Annotated in this window: 9 protein-coding genes; 7 read left to right on the top strand and 2 right to left on the bottom strand. The window is 69.8% G+C overall.

All coding sequences use genetic code 11. The features are described from left to right. Positions 1 to 70 precede the first annotated feature (70 nt). From WA670_RS29755 to WA670_RS29745, 3 genes are all read left to right on the top strand, one after another. A complete protein-coding gene (locus tag WA670_RS29755; protein ID WP_336159518.1) occupies positions 71 to 454 on the top strand; it encodes a hypothetical protein in 384 nt (127 codons plus the stop codon). Positions 455 to 501: 47 nt separating this feature from the next. Further along, positions 502 to 1,140, top strand: a complete 639-nt coding sequence (locus WA670_RS29750; protein WP_336159517.1) for a hypothetical protein — start codon at positions 502 to 504, stop codon at positions 1,138 to 1,140. A 93-nt stretch (positions 1,141 to 1,233) separates the two neighbouring features. Beyond that, positions 1,234 to 3,048: a non-ribosomal peptide synthetase gene (locus tag WA670_RS29745; RefSeq protein WP_336159516.1), complete on the top strand. Its 1,815-nt coding sequence runs from the start codon at positions 1,234 to 1,236 to the stop codon at positions 3,046 to 3,048. A 114-nt stretch (positions 3,049 to 3,162) separates the two neighbouring features. Here the strand turns inward: WA670_RS29745 and WA670_RS29740 are convergent, their stop codons facing one another. Both WA670_RS29740 and WA670_RS29735 read right to left on the bottom strand, forming a co-directional pair. Continuing rightward, positions 3,163 to 3,606: a hypothetical protein gene (locus WA670_RS29740; protein WP_336159515.1), complete on the bottom strand. Its 444-nt coding sequence runs from the start codon at positions 3,604 to 3,606 to the stop codon at positions 3,163 to 3,165. A 68-nt stretch (positions 3,607 to 3,674) separates the two neighbouring features. Beyond that, a complete protein-coding gene (locus WA670_RS29735; protein WP_238606929.1) occupies positions 3,675 to 6,779 on the bottom strand; it encodes a non-ribosomal peptide synthetase in 3,105 nt (1,034 codons plus the stop codon). A gap of 152 nt (positions 6,780 to 6,931) precedes the next feature. Here WA670_RS29735 and WA670_RS29730 point away from each other — a divergent pair, with 152 nt between their 5' ends. The 4 genes from WA670_RS29730 (at position 6,932) to WA670_RS29715 (ending at position 16,666) form a co-directional block, all read left to right on the top strand. Next, positions 6,932 to 7,141, top strand: a complete 210-nt coding sequence (locus tag WA670_RS29730) for an MbtH family protein (protein ID WP_134730994.1) — start codon at positions 6,932 to 6,934, stop codon at positions 7,139 to 7,141. Positions 7,142 to 7,190: 49 nt separating this feature from the next. Next, positions 7,191 to 13,439: an amino acid adenylation domain-containing protein gene (locus WA670_RS29725; protein WP_336159514.1), complete on the top strand. Its 6,249-nt coding sequence runs from the start codon at positions 7,191 to 7,193 to the stop codon at positions 13,437 to 13,439. A gap of 94 nt (positions 13,440 to 13,533) precedes the next feature. Then, positions 13,534 to 16,428 carry an amino acid adenylation domain-containing protein gene (locus WA670_RS29720; RefSeq protein WP_336159513.1) on the top strand — a complete coding sequence of 965 codons (2,895 nt, stop codon included), beginning with the start codon at positions 13,534 to 13,536 and terminating at the stop codon, positions 16,426 to 16,428. 22 nt (positions 16,429 to 16,450) lie between these two features. After that, a complete protein-coding gene (locus WA670_RS29715; RefSeq protein WP_009077456.1) occupies positions 16,451 to 16,666 on the top strand; it encodes a response regulator transcription factor in 216 nt (71 codons plus the stop codon). The last annotated feature ends 125 nt before the right edge of the window (positions 16,667 to 16,791 follow it).

Raw genomic sequence — 16,791 nt, 5'->3', positions numbered from 1 at the left:
TGTGCGTCAGGTGTCTTGTTAGTTATGGCTGAGCGGGCCGAAACCGGCGGAAGCGGAGTAAATTCGCCGGATGAACGGTGGCTCGCCGATGCGGATCAGCTGGATCGCCCTCGCCGTGGTCAGCGCGGGAATCCTCGCGTTCGGGATCGTGGTCGCCATCGCGCCGCCCGCCGGAGACGCGCTGCTCTACCGCACCGACGCGCTCGCCACCGCCGGGCTCGGGTTGTTCGGCGGGCTGATCGCGGTGTTCCCGTTCCGTGCCGGGGAACGGTGGGCGTGGTTCGCGTTGTGGTTCTACCCGGTGTTCTGGCTGGCGCATCTGGTGTTCCGGCTGCCGCCGGGGACGGACCACGTGCACCAGGTGGTCTTCGTGGTGCTGTCGCTGGCGGGCTTGCTGCTGCCGGCGCGGTCGTTCTTCCGGGCTCCGGCCGAGGGGCAGCACGCGCGCCGGTAATCCGCGATCGGCGTACGGCGGCGGGTCCGCCGTGTCATCATTCCCGCGTGTCCACGAGAAAGCCCGCTGCGGCAAGGGATTCCGGCCCGGGAAAAGCTGCGGCGAGCGGTCGGGTCGTCGCTCTGCGTGCCGGGTGGGGCTGGCTCGCGGTGGTGGTGCTCGGCGCGGGGGCTGCGGTGGGGTTCGTCAGCTCGAGTTCGGTGGCGGCCGCGGCGGGCTTGCTTTTCGGGGTTCTGCTCGCCGCGCTCGCGACGTCGGCGGTGTTCATGTTTTCCGGACGCGGCTGGTTCCTCGTGGGCGGTTTCCTGCTGACCGGCTTCTACCTCGTGTCCGTCGGGGTGACGGCGGTCGGTTACGTCGCGGCGACCGGCGATCGGTACCGCGCGATCGCGGTGTCCTCCGAATGCCATCGCGTCAAGGGCGGCACCGCCTGCACCGCGCGGGTCGACCGGCCGGACGGCACGCTGCTGGTCGATGACCTGTCGGTGAAGTCGCGGATGAAGACCGGCGAGAAGGTCGACGTCGTCGAGGACCGGGCGGGCATCGTCGCGCCGCATCGGGCGGACGTGCTGGACCCGGACGCGTTGCCGGTCGACCTGGTGCTGCTGGCGGCGTCGGCGGCGCTGCTGGCCGGATTGTTCGGCTGGAGCGCGTGGCTCGGGGTCCGGCGGCCGCTGAAACGCTGACCCTGCGGGGATTTCTGCGCGTTCGTCTCTGGCCCGCGCGCCGGCTGCTGGTCATGCTCCAGTCGGAACCGTTCGACGCGGGAGGACGCCTTCATGACCCTGCAGCCTGAACGCGGCGAGGACGTGCCGCTGCCCGACCTGTGCGTGCACGAGCTGTTCGCCCGGCACGCCGCTGCGGCGCCGGAGGCCGCGGCCGTGGTGTACGGCGACGAGCGGCTCGGCTACGGCGAGCTGGACCGGCGCGCCAACCGGTTCGCGCATCTGTTGCGAGCGCGGGGAATCCGTCCGGAGACGCCGGTCGCGCTGTGCCTGGAGCGCGGGACGACGCTGCTGGTCGCGATGCTCGGCATCCTCAAGGCGGGCGGCTATTATGTCCCGCTCGACCCGGGCTATCCGCCTGAGCGGCTCGCATTCATGCTCGGCGACTCCGGCGCGACCGTCGCGGTGACCGAACGGGCGCTCGCGGACCGGGTCCAGGCCGCGCCGACAGTCGTTCTTGCCGACGAAGCGGACCTCAGCGGCTGGCCGGACACCCCGCCGGACGCGAATGTGGTGCCGGACAACCTGATCTACCAGATGTACACCTCCGGCTCCACCGGTCTGCCGAAGGGCGTCCAGGTGACCCATCGTGGGGTCGTCCGGCTGGTGCACGGCTCCGGCTTTGCCGATTTCGGTGCGGGAGAAGTGTTCTTGCTGCTCACGTCGTTGTGCTTCGACGTCTCGACGTTCGAGCTGTGGGGCGCGCTCGCCACCGGCGCGACGCTGGCGGTGCTGCCGCCGGGCGTGCCGACCGCGGCGTCGATCGAGGAGGCGGTGCGCCGGTTCGGGGTCACCACGGTGTGGCTCAGCTCCGGGCTGTTCGGGCACGTGGTGGACGACCGGGTCACCGCGTTGGCCGGGGTGCGGCACGTCATCGCGGGCGGCGACGTCGTGCCGCCGGTGCAGGCGCGGCGGGTGATCGAAGAACTCGGCGCCGAGATGAGCAACGGCTATGGGCCGACCGAGTGCACGACTTTCGCTTGCGCGCACCGCGGGATGACGGTCGCCGACACCGCCGGGCCGATTCCCATCGGCAAGCCGATCGCGAACACGCACGCGTACGTCACCGATCCCGACGGCGCGCCGGTCGAGCCCGGTGCGCGCGGCGAGTTGCTGCTCGGCGGACCCGGGGTCGCGCGCGGCTATTTCCGTCGCCCCGCGCTGACGGCGGAACGGTTCGTTCCCGACCCGGCGGGCGGCGGTGGACGGCTCTACCGCACGGGCGACGAGGTCGCGCTCCGGCCGGACGGGACGTTCGCCTTCTTCGGACGGCTGGACCAGCAGGTCAAGATCCGGGGTTTCCGGGTGGAACCAGGCGAGGTGGAAGCGGCGCTGACGGCACATCCGCTAGTGCGGTCGGCCGTGGTGGTGCCGCACGAACGCGACGGCGACCGGGTCCTGGCGGCGCACGTGGTGGCTTCGCGCCCCGCGGCGGCCGAACTGCGGGAGTTCCTGCTCGCCCGGTTGCCCGCGCATTTGGTGCCCTCGTTGTGGTCCTGGCTCGACGAGCTGCCGATCACGCCCAACGGCAAGGTGGACCGCGCGGCGCTGCCGGAGCCGTCTGCGTCGGCAACGGAGTTCGTCGCGCCGCGCACGCCGGTCGAGGAAGCCGTCGCCGAGGTGTGGCGGGAGTTGCTGGACCTCGAACGGGTCGGCGTGCACGACGATTTCTTCGCCGACCTGGGCGGGCATTCGCTGCTGGCGACGCGGGTGGTCGCGTTGCTGGGGGAGCGGTTCCCGGTGGAGTTGCCGGTGCGCACGGTGTTCGAGGCGTCGACGGTGGAGCTGTTGGCGGCTGAGGTGCATCAGGCGGTGGCGGAGTATGTGGCGGCTCTGTCCGATGTGGAGGTCCAGCGCGCGCTGGGGTGAGGTGCCATGGCGATCCTGGCGATGCGGGTGGTTGCGTTGTTGGGGGAGCAGTTGCCGGTGCGCACGGGTTTCGAGGCACCGACGGCGTCGTGGGGCTCTGTCCGAGGTGGACGTTCAGCGTGCGCTGGGGTGAGCTCGGTGATGGCTCCTGGAGATGAGGACCGGGCTGATGCTCTTGATTTCCTCGAGGAGGTGTGTCGCGCCGCGCCGCACCTCCTCGTCCTTGCTGTGCGTGAGCGGCTCGCACATTTCGGCGGCTTTGTCGCGATCGCGGGAGTTGATTCCCAAAACCTCGCTGATCGTCGGGTAGATCCAGTCTGTGTGGTCCAGATCGGCTGTCGCGAGGGCTGTGGCCACCAACCGGAGGCCGAGAGCGTCGAAGCGCCGGAGCAAGGCTTCCGTGGTCGCGTAGGTGACGGCGGTGTCGTTGTCGTCCCGCACGAGGTTCACCAGTGCCGGTTGCGCCTCCGGGACCTCAGCGAAGCGGGCCAGGCCCCAACCGGCGTCGATCCTGTCCTGATAGGCCGGACTGTTCGCCAACGCGAGCAGCGAAGCCACGCATGCCTGTCTCGATTCCGTCTCCACGGGTACACCTTCCCCCGGCACCCGCCGCGGAGCAATGGATTTCAGGCCTGCTCGATGACCACAGCCAGTTCGGCGACCGTCCGAGCGGCGAACAGGTCTCGCAGGGAGACGCGGACGCCGAGCTTCTTCCGGATCCGCGCGAGCACCCGGGTGGCCAGCAGGGAATGCCCGCCGATGCGGAAGAAATCGTCGTGGACGCTGATTTCCTCCACCCGCAGCACTTCCCGCCAGATGTCGGCGAGCGCGTGTTCGACCGCGGAGGACGGCTCGGCGATCGGTTCCGCTCGGACCGCATCGCCGGCCGACGGGTCTGGCAGCGCAGCGCGGTCCACCTTCTTGCTCGGCGTCAGCGGCAGCGCGGCCATCGCGACCCACTGCGTCGGCACGAGATAGTCCGGCAGTTGCGACCGCAGGCTCGCCCGCAGCGCGGCGAAATCCGGCTCGCCGGAAGCCGCGACGACGTACGCGACCAAGGTTCGCTCCGGCAGGTCTTTCACCACGACAGCCGCCGCGCGCACCGCGGGATGGGCGTCGAGAACGGCTTCGATCTCGCCGAGTTCGATCCGGAACCCGCGGATCTTCACCTGCCGGTCGAGCCTGCCGAGGAATTCGATGGTCCCGTCCGAGCGGAAGCGCGCGAGGTCGCCGGTGCGGTACAGCCGGGCGCCGGTCGAGTACGGGTCCGGCACGAACTTGTCCGCGGTCAGCGCGGGACGGCGCAGGTAGCCGCGCGCCACGCGCAGGCCGCCGAGGTGCAGTTCGCCGGGGACGCCGACCGGAGCCGGGCGTCCGGCGGGGTCGAGCACGTACGCACCGGTCGCGGCGACCGGGCGGCCGATCGGCAGGGTCGGCGCGTCGAGATCGGCGTCGTCGGCCCACTGCAGCGTGCTCGAGATCGTCGCCTCGGTCGGGCCGTAACAGGCCACGAAACGCCCGGGCAACTGCAGTTCGCGCCAGCGCCGGGCGTCTTCGGTGGTGACGACGTCCGCGCCGACGTTCACCATCTTCAGGCACGCGACCCGCGGATCGCGCGGCGTGAGCACGCCGAGTAGTTCGCGGTAGTAAGCCGGGGTGAGGTTGACGCTGGTGATCCGGTGCCTGCCGAGCTGGTCGGCGAGTTCCTCCGGTTCCCAGAACAGCGGATCGCTCAGCACCACCGACGCGCCGGCCAGCAGCGGGCCGCCGATCTGCTCCAGCGAACCGTCGAAGGCCAGCGACGCGAGCGAGAGCACCCGATCGGCCGCGGTGATCCCGTACTCGCGCGCGATGACCTGGGCGTGTTCGGCGTAGGAGCCGTGCTGGATCTGGACGCCTTTCGGCCGTCCGGTCGAGCCGGAAGTGTAGATGACGTAGGCGAGATGGTCCGGTTCCACTGTCCAATAAGGACTGTCTGAAGAGGAATCCGCGGTTTGATCGAGGGAGACGACGGGGCAGCCGGTGTCGGCGAACAACCCGGCGTAGCGGTCCTCGGTGACGACGGCGGCGGTGCGGGCGTCCTCGACGAGATAGGCGAGCCGGTCGGGCGGGTTGGCCGGATCGAACGGGACATACGCCGCGCCGGACTTCAGCACGCCCACCAGCGCGACTACCGCGTCGACGCTCCGTTCGAGGCAGACGCCGACGGTCGATTCCGGGCCGAGCCCGTTCGCACGCAGGTGCCGGGCGAGCCGGTTGGCCGCGGCGTCGAGCTCGGCGTAGGTGAGTTCCTGGCCGGCGCAGTGGACGGCGAGCCGGTCCGGGGTTTCGGCTGCTCGCTGGGCGAACAGGTCGGGGAAACAGCCCGGTGTCACCGCGTAGCCCGGGGTCCAGGCCCAGTCGGAGAGCAGGGCGAGTTCCGCGGCCGGGGTCAGGTTCAGTTCGCTCAGCCGCTGTGCCGGACGGTCGGCGATGCTCTCCAACAGGCACTGGAAGCGCGCGGCCATCCGGTGCGCGGTGGCGGGCTCGAACAGGGCGGTCGGGTAGGTGAGAGTGCCGGTCAGCGAGCCGTCCGGACGGTGCTCGAATTGCAGTCCGAGGTCGAACGACGCGGCCGTCCAGTCCACATCGGACTCCTCGACGGCCAGCCCGGGCAGCCGGAACCGGTGCTCCGGCACCTCGTGCAGGCCGAAGAACGCCTGGACCAGGGGGTTGCGGGACAGGTCGCGGTCCGGTTCGAACTCGCCGACGAGCCAGTCGAAGGGGACGTCCTGGTTGCCGAAGGCATCCAGCGCGGTCCCGGCGACCTGGTCGAGGAACGTCGTGAACGCCGGGTCGCCGCCGAGATCGGCCCGCAGCACGAGGGTGTTGACGAAGAATCCGGCCAGCCCCTCGACCTCGGCCGGGGCGCGCCCGGCGACCGGACAGCCGACGGCGATGTCCGTCCCGCCGGTGTGCCGGGCGAGAAAGACCTGGTAGGCGGCCAGCAGGACCATGAACGGCGTCGCCCGGCGGGACCGGCCGAGCGCGGTGAGCCGCTCCGCGAGCGCGGCGGGGACCTCGACCCGGACCGCCGCTCCCGCCGGGTCCCACACCGGTCCGCGCGGACGGTCCGCCGGGAGCTCCAGCGGGGTCAGCCCGGCGAGCCGTTCGCGCCAGTAGGCGAGCTGGCCCGCGAGCCGGGTTTCGGCGTCTTCCCGTTGCCAGAGCGCGAAATCGGCGTACTGGACGGGCAACGCGGGCAGCTCGGGCAGGGTGCCGGCGTGGAACGCGCGGTAAAGCTCCTCAAGTTCAGCGGCGAGGACATCCCAGGACGCGCCGTCGAAGGCGATGTGGTGCACGACGATCAGCAAAACGTGCTCGCGCGCGTCGAGGCGAAGCAGCCGGGCCCGCAGCGGCAGGTCGGTCGCGAGGTCGGAGGGCACCGCCAGCTCAGCCGCGACCACGGTGTCCAGCTCGCTTTCCGTGACGCCCTCGATCGGCAGCGGCACCGGCTGCGGCTTCCCGACCACCTGGACCGGCACTCCTTCGCGGCTGCGGTACCGCGTCCGCAGCACCTCGTGGCGGGCGACGAACGCGTCGAGCGAACAGCTCAGCGCGGCGACGTCCAGCTTGCCGCGGACTCGCAGCGTCAGCGGGAGGAGGTACTCGGTCCCGCCGGGCCGCAACGCGTCGAGGAACCACAGTCTTTCCTGCGAGAAGGACAGCGGCAGGTCGCCGGGCATGGTCATGGCGCCAGGGTGGCGGTTCCCGTCCGGCGGGCCCAGAGCCGGGACGGTGCGCTCGTTGCTGCGCGTTCTTCTCTGTCGTGCCGCCGCCCGCGCGGGAAGGCTCGGCTCGCGACGGGACGGGTGTGCCCGGCGCGAGGACGAGGAGGACCCGGATGAGCGAGGACGAACGCACCTACGGCGTCGTGCTGAACGACGAGGAGCAGTACTCGATCTGGCTGGTCGGCCGCGACCTGCCGGCGGGCTGGCGGTACGAGGGGAAGCGCGGGCCCAAGCAGGAGTGCCTCGACCACATCGACCAGGTGTGGACGGACATGCGGCCGAAAAGCCTGCGGGAGCGGATGCGGGCGGACGCTCCGGCCTAGCCGCCCCCGTTCGCCGACCAGCCTCGCCGATCGACCCGCAGGGGGAGCGATGACCACCGAACAGTCCCGGCGCGACGAGCTGCTGGAGCGCTACCTGGCCGCGGCCCCATTGCCGGACCCGGGCTCGGCCCCGGCGGTCCGAGCTGATCGCAGCCGTCCGCTGCCGCTTTCCCCGGCACAGCAACGGGTCTGGGTGCTGGACCGGCTCCGCCCCGGCACCGAGTACGTGGTGACCGCGGCGTGGCGGCTGCGCGGCCCCCTCGACGTCGAGCGGCTGCGGGCGTGCTGGCAGACGATCGTGGAGCGCCACGAAATCCTGCGCACCACCTACGTCGAACGCGATGGCGTGCCAGAACAAGTCGTGGGGGAGCCCGGGGTCGATCTGACTGTCCAGGACGTCCCGGCGGAGGACGTCGAGACGGTCACCCGGGAAGCGGCCTCGGTGCCGTTCGATCTGGCTCGGGACCGGCCGTTGCGGGTTCGGGTGCTTCGGCAGTCCGCGACCGAGCATGTTCTGCTGCTCGTCGTGCACCACATCGCGTACGACGGGTGGTCGACGTCCGTCGTCGCGCGGGAACTCGAGTCGCTGTACCGCGGGGAGACTTTGCCGCAGCTTCCGGTCCAGTATGCCGATTTCGCTTCCTGGCAACGGGAGCAGGCGGCTAGTGAGCGAGTGACGGAGCAAGTCGAGTTCTGGCGTCGACGGCTCGACGGGGTTGTGCCGCTCACCCTCCCGACGGATCGCCCGCGCCCGCCGGTGCACGATCCGCGCGGTGACATTCTGCGATTCACCGTGGACGCCGAACTCGGGTCCGCCGTCGCCGCGCTCGGCCGGGCGCATCGGGCGACCACGTTTATGGTGCTGCTGGCCGCGTATCAGATTCTGCTGAGCCGGTATTCGGGACAGGCAGATGTCACTGTCGGCACGCCGGTCGCCGGGCGTACGCGGGCCGAGGCGCAGGATTTGGTCGGGTTGTTCCTGAATACCCTGGTGCTGCGGGCCACTGTGGACGGTTCGGTGACGTTCGCGGATTTCCTCGACGGCGTTCGTCAGGACACGCTCGATGCGTATTCCCATCAGGACGCGCCGTTTGAACGGCTCGCCGACGAGCTGGTGCCGGACCGCGATCTGTCCCGAAATCCGCTCTTCCAAGCCATGCTCGTGTTGCAGAACACCGCCGACGCCGGATTCGAGGCAGTCGGACTGCGCGGCGAGCAAGTTCATTCTCCCTGGCACAGCGCGAAATTCGATCTGACCCTGGAGGTGACTGAGCGGCCGGACGGTGCCTTGGACGCCGTGCTGGAGTATCCGGTCGCGCTGTTCGATCGGTCCACTGTGGAGCGGATCGGCGGGCATTTCACCGAGTTGCTGCGCGGTATCGTCGCGAATCCTGGTGCGCCGCTGGCGGAGCTGCCTTGGCTGAGCGCTGCCGAGAAGGCCGAATTGGGTGGGTGGAACGAAACGGACGTTCCCGTTGCGCCTGGGACGTTGCTTTCGCTCATCGACGAGGGTGTCGCTGCCGGTGACGTTGCGGTGGTCGCTGACGGTCGCGAAGTGTCCTATGCGGAGCTGGATGAACTGTCGAATCAGGCGGCGCATTGGCTGCGGGCGCGTGGGGTGGGGCCGGAGTCGGTGGTGGGGGTTCGGCTGGAGCGCGGCGTGGAGATGGTGGTCGCGCTGGTCGGGATTCTCAAGGCTGGGGCGGCGTATCTGCCGCTGGATCCGGATTATCCCGAGGACCGGTTGCGGTTCATGATCGAGGATTCCGGTGCGGAGGTGGTGATTGAGCCGGGCGATCTCACTGCTCTCGACAAACCCCGGCACTCGGTGAATGTCATTGTGCAGCCGGAGAATGCGGCGTACGTGATCTATACCTCGGGGTCCACCGGGAAGCCTAAGGGTGTGGCGATCGAGCATCGCGGGATCGTCAACCGACTGCGGTGGATGCAGGACGAATACGGCCTGACACCCCAAGATCGGGTGCTGCAGAAGACTCCGTTCGGTTTCGACGTGTCGGTCTGGGAGTTCTTCTGGACGCTCTCCGTCGGCGCGACCCTCGTGATGGCTCAGCCGGGTGGTCACCGTGATCCGGCTTATCTCGCCGAGGTCATGGCCGAAGGGATCACGACCGCCCACTTCGTGCCGTCGATGCTGCGGGCGTTCCTGTCCGGACCGGTGCCGTCGCTGCGCCGGGTGCTGTGCAGCGGCGAGGCGCTCCCGGACGAACTGGCGGAACGATTCCACCAGCTGATCGACGCCGAGCTGCATAATCTCTACGGGCCGACCGAAGCTTCGGTCGATGTGACGGCGACGCGATGCCTCCCGGGGGAGCCCGTCACGATCGGCCGCGCGATCGCGAACACCCGGGTGTACGTGGTGGACGCCGAGTTGCGCGAGGTGCCGGTCGGCGTGCCCGGCGAGCTGGTCATCGCCGGGGTGCAGCTGGCGCGCGGGTATCTGAACCGGCCGTCGCTGACCGCCGAGAAGTTCGTCCCGGACCCGTTCGCGCGGCAGCCCGGCGAACGGCTGTACCGCACCGGCGACCTCGCCCGGCGGCTGCCCGACGGCCGGATCGAGTACCGGGGGCGGCTCGACCACCAGGTCAAGATCCACGGAAACCGGATCGAACTCGGCGAGGTCGAGGCAACCCTGCTGACCCATCCCGACCTGCGCGCGGCGGCGGCCGCGGTGCACGACGACCGGCTGGTCGGCTACTTCGTCGCCGAGCCCGGACGCACTCCCGACCCGGCCGAATTGCGTGCCTATCTGGCGCGCACGCTGCCGGAACCGATGCTGCCGTCGGTGTGGCTGGCGCTAGACGCGTTGCCGCTGACCGCCAGCGGCAAAATCGATCGCAACGCCTTGCCCGCCCCGGACGGAGCGCGCACGAGCCACGGTTACATCGCGCCGCGTACTCCGGCGGAGGCAGCGGTAGCCCGCGCGTTCGCGGCGGCGACTGGCGTCGACCGGGTCGGTGCGGAGGACAGCTTCTTCGCGCTGGGCGGCGATTCTCTGCGGGCGATCCGCGCCGTGGGGCTGCTGAACGCGGAGGGAATCGACGCGAGCGTCGCGGACCTCTTCCGGCGACAGCGAGTGGCCGACTTCGCTGCCGGGCTCGGCGGTCCAGCGGCCGCGATCGAGGTGGTCGAGCCGTTCGCGCAGCTTGCCGCCGGTCAGCGCGAGGCGTTGCCCGCCGACGTGACCGACGCCTATCCGCTGTCGCTCGCACAGGCGGGCATGGTGCACGAGATGCTCGCCGGGGCCGACCGCGGGCTCTACCTGAACCAGCTCGGGTACCCGGTGCACGAGGAGTTCCGCCTAGACGCCTTGCAACAGGCAGCGGACCGGCTCGTCGCGCGGCACGAGATCCTGCGTACCTCGATCGACTTCGCCGCGGTTCCTCCGCTGCAGCGGGTGCATGAGACTGCTGTCCTGGACGTGACCTGCGACGATTTGCGCGCGTTGCCCGCCGAGGAGCAGGCCACGCGGATACGGGAGTACCGGGCGCGCGGGTTCGACCTGCTCAGCCCTTCGCTGCTGCGTCTGCACGTCCACTGGCTCGCCGAGCGCGAATGGCGGCTGTCATTCAGCTACGTACACGCGATTCTCGACGGCTGGAGCCAGAATTCGCTGGTCGCCGAGCTGCTCGAGGACTACCGGACCGGCGCGGCGGAGCCGGTCGCACCGCCGCCGGTCCGGTTCGCGGACACAGTCGCCCGAGAGCGGGCGTCGCTGGAGTCCACTGTGGACCGCGAATTCTGGGCGGGCCGGGTGCGCGCGGCTGAGCGGTTCGCTGTGCCGTCGGGATGGGCGGGCGAGGACGACGGGATTTACCGCACGGTGCGGGTGCCGTTCGACGACCTGACGCCTCGGTTGCGTGCGGTGGCTTCGTCGGCCGGGGTGCCGCTGAAGAGCTTGCTGCTGGCCGCGCATCTCACTGTGCTGCGAACGATTTCCGGGCACGACCGGCCGTTTCATACCGGCGTGGTGACCAACAGCAGGCTCGAGCGCGCGGGCGGCGATCAGGTTCGCGGGATGTTCCTGAACACCGTGCCGTTCGCGGTGCCGGCGGACGCGCGCGACTGGCCGGAGCTGGCTCGCGCGGTCTTCGCGGAAGAGACCGCGATGTGGTCGCACCGGCACTTCCCGCTGCCCGCGATGCAGGCCGCGTGGGGCGGGCAGGTGCCGCTGGTCGACGTTTTCTTCAACCACACGGACATGCACGTCCTCACGGAAGCGCAGGTCGATCTGGCCGAGGTCGCCGACAGCACGCCCAACGAGTTCGGCCTGTCCGTCTCGACCGTGCCCGGTGCGTTTGTGCTGGAGGCATTCACTTTCCGGGTCGCCGTTGCGCATCTGGAGTTTCTCGCTCGGCTTTATCGGCATGTGCTGGAACGGATCGTTGCTGCGCCGACCTCCGAGCCACGCCGGTCTGGGCTGCCTGCGGCGGATCGGGCTGCGCTGCTGCGGAATCCATCGCGGACCGAGCCCGCTGGTCGGATGCTGCCGGAGCTGTTCGAGGCCACCGCGGTGGCGCACCCGGATGCTTTGGCGCTGCGGTGCGGCGACGTGACGCTCACTTATCAAGAATTGTCGGTGCGGGTCGCTAAGCTTGCGCGGTATCTGAAGGAACAAGGAGTTCGGCGCGGAGCGCTGGTCGGGGTGCTGCTCGACCGGGGTCCGGACCTGCTCGTCGCGTTGCTCGCCGTGCACCGGGCGGGAGGCGCGTACCTGCCGGTCGATCCGCGCTATCCGGCGAAGCGGGTTGGTTACGTACTGGCCGATTCAGGAGTGGAGGTGGTGCTCAGCGAAGAGTCGCTGATGGGGTTGCTGGAAGGGACCGGCTGTTCGGCGGTGCTGCTCGACCGCGACGCGGCGGCGATCGCGGCGTGCCCGGCGTGCCCGGCGGATGTTCCCGCGCCACGGCCCGAGGGCGGCGAACTCGCCTACGTCATCTACACGTCCGGCTCCACCGGGCAGCCCAAGGGCGTCCAGATCGGGCACGGCGCGCTGGCGAACTTCCTGCTGTCGATGCGGGAACGGCCTGGTCTCGCGCCGGGTGCGTCGGTGCTCGCGTTGACCACGGTTTCGTTCGACATCTCGGCGCTGGAGTTGTACTTGCCGCTGCTGGTCGGCGGGCAGGTGATCGTTGCGACCGCCGAGGAGTGCATCGATCCGCAGCGACAGGCCGCGTTGATCGAGCGGACCGCGCCGTCGGTTGTCCAGGCGACGCCGTCGGGCTTGCGGCTGCTGGTCGATGCGGGCTGGACTCCGCCTGCGGAGCTGACCGTGTTCGCCGGCGGCGAGAAGCTGCCGGACGACCTGGCACGACGGCTCACCGCGGGCGGGGCGCGGCTGTGGAATCTCTACGGCCCGACCGAAACGACGATCTGGTCCACCGTCGCCGAACTGGACGGGGACAGCGTCGTCTCGTGGGAACCCGTCGCGAACACGGACGTCTACCTGCTCGGCGACGACCTCGAACCGGTTCCGCTCGGAGTGGTCGGCGAAGTGTGGATCGGCGGCGACGGCCTGGCCCGCGGCTACGCCGGTCGCCCCGGCCTGACCGCGGAACGGTTCGCACCGGATCCGCACGGACTCCACCCGGGCGGACGGCTCTACCGCACCGGCGACCTGGCGCGCCGGCGGCCGGACGGATCGGTGGAGATCCTCGGCCGCGCCGACGACCAGGTAAAGGTCCGCGGCCACCGAGTCGAACCGGGCGAGGTCGAGGCCGTGCTGCTGGCGGATCCGCGGATCCGCGATGCCGCCGTGCAACCGACCCCGTCCGCCGATGGCTGGGAACTGACCGCCTACGTCGTAGCTGAGGCCGCACTGTCCATTGCGGACGTGCGAAAAGGACTCTCCGGCGTGCTGCCGGATTACCTGGTGCCCAGCGGCTTCGTACTGCTGCCGGAACTGCCGCGTACTCCGGCCGGAAAACTGGACCGAGCCGCATTGCCCGCGCCGGAACCGGCGGTGCGCGAACGCCCGCACGTCGCTCCGCGCGGACCGGTGGAAGAACTGGTCGCCGGGGTGTGGTCGGAGGTGCTAGGCACGGACGGGATCGGCGTCCAGGACGATTTCTTCGACCTGGGCGGACATTCCGTCGCCGCAACCCGGATCTCGGTCCGGCTGCGCGCGGCCCTGGACGCCGACGTCCCGGTGCGGGCCCTCTTCGACCACCCGACCGTGGAATCCCTGGCCGCTGCGGTGGCAGGTTATCCACGGCTTGCACAGCAACCGGCTGTTCGCGCGACGATTCGGCCGCGTGCGGTGGTGAATGAGGACGTATGAGCGGGCTCTGGTGGATGGCTGGTTGTCGGCGCTTCGCTCAGCAACCGGCTGCTCGGGTGACGATCCGTCCGCGCGCGGCGGTGAGTGAGGACGTATGAGCGAGACATTGCTGGACATGGTGGCCGAGGGTGTCGCTGCCGGTGGGATCGCAGTGGTCGCCGACGGCCTGGAAATGTCCTATGTGGAGCTGGACGAGCTGTCGAACCAGGCTGCCCGCTTGCTGCGGGCGCGTGGCGTAGGGCCGGAGTCGGTGGTCGGGGTTCGGCTGGAGCGCGGCGTCGAGATGGTGGTCGCGCTAATCGGCATTCTCAAGGCAGGAGCAGCCTATCTGCCCCTGGACCCGGACTACCCCGAGGACCGGCTGCGGTTCATGGTCGAGGATTCGGGTGCCGAGGTCGTCTTCGGGCCGGGTGATCTCACCGGGCTCGGCGAGTCCCGGGAACCGGTGGAGGTCGTGCTCCGGCCGGAGAATGCGGCGTACGTCATCTATACATCGGGGTCGACCGGCAAGCCCAAGGGCGTGGTGATCGAGCATCGCGGGATCGTCAACCGCCTGCGGTGGATGCAGGACGAATACGGCCTGACACCCCGAGACCGGGTGCTGCAGAAGACGCCATTCGGTTTCGACGTGTCCGTGTGGGAGTTCTTCTGGACGCTGTCCGTCGGTGCCACCCTCGTCATGGCTCGTCCGGGAGGGCACCGCGATCCGGAGTATCTTGCGGATGTTCTTGTGTCGGAACGGATCACCACGGCGCACTTCGTGCCGTCGATGCTGCGCGCGTTCCTGGCCGGGTCGGTGCCGAGGCTGCCGGTGCGGCGGGTGTTGTGCAGCGGCGAGGCGCTCCCGGACGAACTGGCGGAACGGTTCCACCGGCTGGTCGACGCTGAGCTGCATAATCTCTACGGGCCGACGGAGGCTTCGGTCGATGTGACGGCGACGCGGTGCCTGCCGGGCGAGACGGTCACCATTGGTCACCCGATCGCGAACACTCGCGTCCACCTGCTCGACGGCGAGTTGACCATCGCGGGGGTGCAACTGGCGCGCGGCTACCTGAACCGTCCGGCGTTGACGGCGGAGAAGTTCGTGCCCAATCCGTTCGCGGAGACCCCGGGGGAGCGGCTGTACCGCACCGGCGACCGCGCGCGGCGGCGGGCGGACGGGGCGTTCGAGTATCTGGGCCGGTTCGACCATCAGGTCAAGATTCACGGCAACCGGATCGAGCTTGGCGAGGTCGAGGCTGCGCTGCATGCGCATCCGATGATTGCTGCTGCAGTGGCTGCGGTGCACGAGGATCGGCTTGTCGCTTATTGCGTTTACCGTGCTGGAACGGCACCGTCGACGTCTGAGTTGCGGGCGCATCTGGCTCGTACTCTGCCGGAGTCGATGCTTCCGGCGGTGTGGACGTCGCTGGCCGCGCTCCCGCTCACGCCGAGCGGCAAGATCGACCGCAACGCGCTGCCTGCGCCGGACGGCACTCGTCCGGCGTTGGCGGTCGTCTATGTCGAGCCCCGGAATGAGACGGAGGCGGCGATTGCCGAGATTTGGGCGGACGTGCTCGGGGTGAGTCCGGTCGGTATCCATGATCCGTTTCTCGAGCTTGGCGGTCGTTCGCTGGCTGCTACCCGGATCTGTGCGCGGGTCTCGCGCAGCACGGGGCGGCGGTTGTCTGTCGCGGATCTGTTCACTGCGCCGACGGTCGCGGAGCTGGCGGAATTGGTCGCGGGGGCACCGTCCATTGCGGAAGTCCATAGTGGACCGAGTGAGATTTCGGCGGCGCAGCAACGGATGTGGTTTTTGGATCAACTGTCCGGGCCGTCCGTGATGTACACTATGTACGAGGCTTACCGGTGCACTGGAGAGCTGGACGTCGAGGCATTGCGGCGCGCGTTGGCGCAAGTGGTCCAGCGACACGAGACCTTGCGGACGACGTTCCGGAGCCGTCGCGGCGAACCGGAGTTGGTGGTGTCCGCTGAGGGCGAGATTCCGTTGACGGTGGTGGACGGTTCGGCGGAGGAGGTCGTCGACGCGGAGCTTCGCCAGCCGTTCGACCTGGCGCGCGGGCCGTTGCTGCGGTGCACGGTGGTCCGCGGCGAGGAAGGACGGTTCACGCTGCTCGCGGTGATCCACCACATCATCGCCGACGACACTTCGATGGAGATCTTCTGGCGCGACCTCGCCGAATGCTACGCAGGGCGGGCGTCCGCGCTGCCGGAGCTGGCCCCGGTTCATGCCGCGCTGGACCAGACGGGTCTCGAATACTGGAAGTCGGCGTTGGCAGGTGCGCCGCCGGCGATCGAACTTCCGGACAGCCTCCCGCGACCGGCTCGGCAAGCGCAGCTGGAAGGCACCGTCGAGTTTTCCGTGCCACAGCACATCATCAGCGCGCTCGAAACCGTGGCCACGGAGGCAGGTGCGACGGGGTTCATGGCGTTGCTCGCCGCGTTCGTCCTCGACTTGCGCCGGGTGACGGGGCGGGACGACCTCGTCGTCGGCACCTTCGCGGGCAACCGGCCGTCGGTCGAGGCGGAAGACGTGATCGGGCTGTTCGTGAACACGCTTGCCTTGCGGGTACGGGTTCCCGGCGATCCGGCGTATCCGGAGGTGCTCGCCGCGGTGCGGGAGGCGGTGGTCGGCGGGTTCCGGCATCAGGACGTGCCGTTCGACCAGGTCGTGGCAGCGCTGCGTCCGCCGCGCGACCTGAGCCGGAATCCGGTGGCGCAGGTGGCGTTCCAGTCGCTCGGCTCGCTCGCGGACCGGCTCCGGCTCGACGGCATCCGCGCCGAGCCGTGGCGGGCCGGACAGGGCGGGAATCCGTTCGACGTGCTGGTGACGGTCCGCGAGCATCCCGACGGCTTGGCCGGGACGCTGCATTACGACCGGGCGCTGTTCACCGACGACGCGGCGAAGACGATGGCCGACCGGTTCGTCCAGGTCGTGCACACAGTCGCGGCGGCCCCGGGCACGCGCGGTTCGGAGCTGCCGGGATGAGCGGATCTCCTACACTGGACGGGTGGACGGCGAGGCGGCGTACCGGCCGCAGCTCGGCGAACGCGAGCTGCGGGTGCTGCGGCTCGTCGCCGAGGGGTACAGCAACAGCGAGATCGCGGCCGAGCTCGGCTGGTCGGAACACACAGTGAAGAACGCGCTGTACGACCTGATGGCCCGGCTGGGAGTACGAAACCGCGCCCACGCGGCGGCTTACGCGGTGCGGAACGGGCTGATTTAGGACCGCGTTGGGACGACTCGGCGCGGGCGGGTGGAGTTGCTTGGCGGGGGACGAGGGGCTTGGCTCGTCTGAGCCGCTGAGCCGCTGAGCCGCTGAGCCGCTGAGCCGCTGAGCCGCTGAGCCGC

It is taken from the genome of Amycolatopsis sp. VC5-11, assembly GCF_037034185.1.
In the GTDB taxonomy this organism is placed as follows: Bacteria; Actinomycetota; Actinomycetes; order Mycobacteriales; family Pseudonocardiaceae; genus Amycolatopsis; species Amycolatopsis nivea.
This window is presented reverse-complemented; position numbering and strand designations above follow the sequence as displayed.

Coding starts and splice junctions, on each gene's coding strand:
- WA670_RS29755 (WP_336159518.1), top strand. CDS start 71: ATGAACGGTGGCTCGCCGATGCGGATCAGCTGGATCGCCCTCGCCGTG.
- WA670_RS29745 (WP_336159516.1), top strand. CDS start 1,234: ATGACCCTGCAGCCTGAACGCGGCGAGGACGTGCCGCTGCCCGACCTG.
- WA670_RS29735 (WP_238606929.1), bottom strand. CDS start 6,779: ATGACCATGCCCGGCGACCTGCCGCTGTCCTTCTCGCAGGAAAGACTG.
- WA670_RS29730 (WP_134730994.1), top strand. CDS start 6,932: ATGAGCGAGGACGAACGCACCTACGGCGTCGTGCTGAACGACGAGGAG.
- WA670_RS29725 (WP_336159514.1), top strand. CDS start 7,191: ATGACCACCGAACAGTCCCGGCGCGACGAGCTGCTGGAGCGCTACCTG.
- WA670_RS29720 (WP_336159513.1), top strand. CDS start 13,534: ATGAGCGAGACATTGCTGGACATGGTGGCCGAGGGTGTCGCTGCCGGT.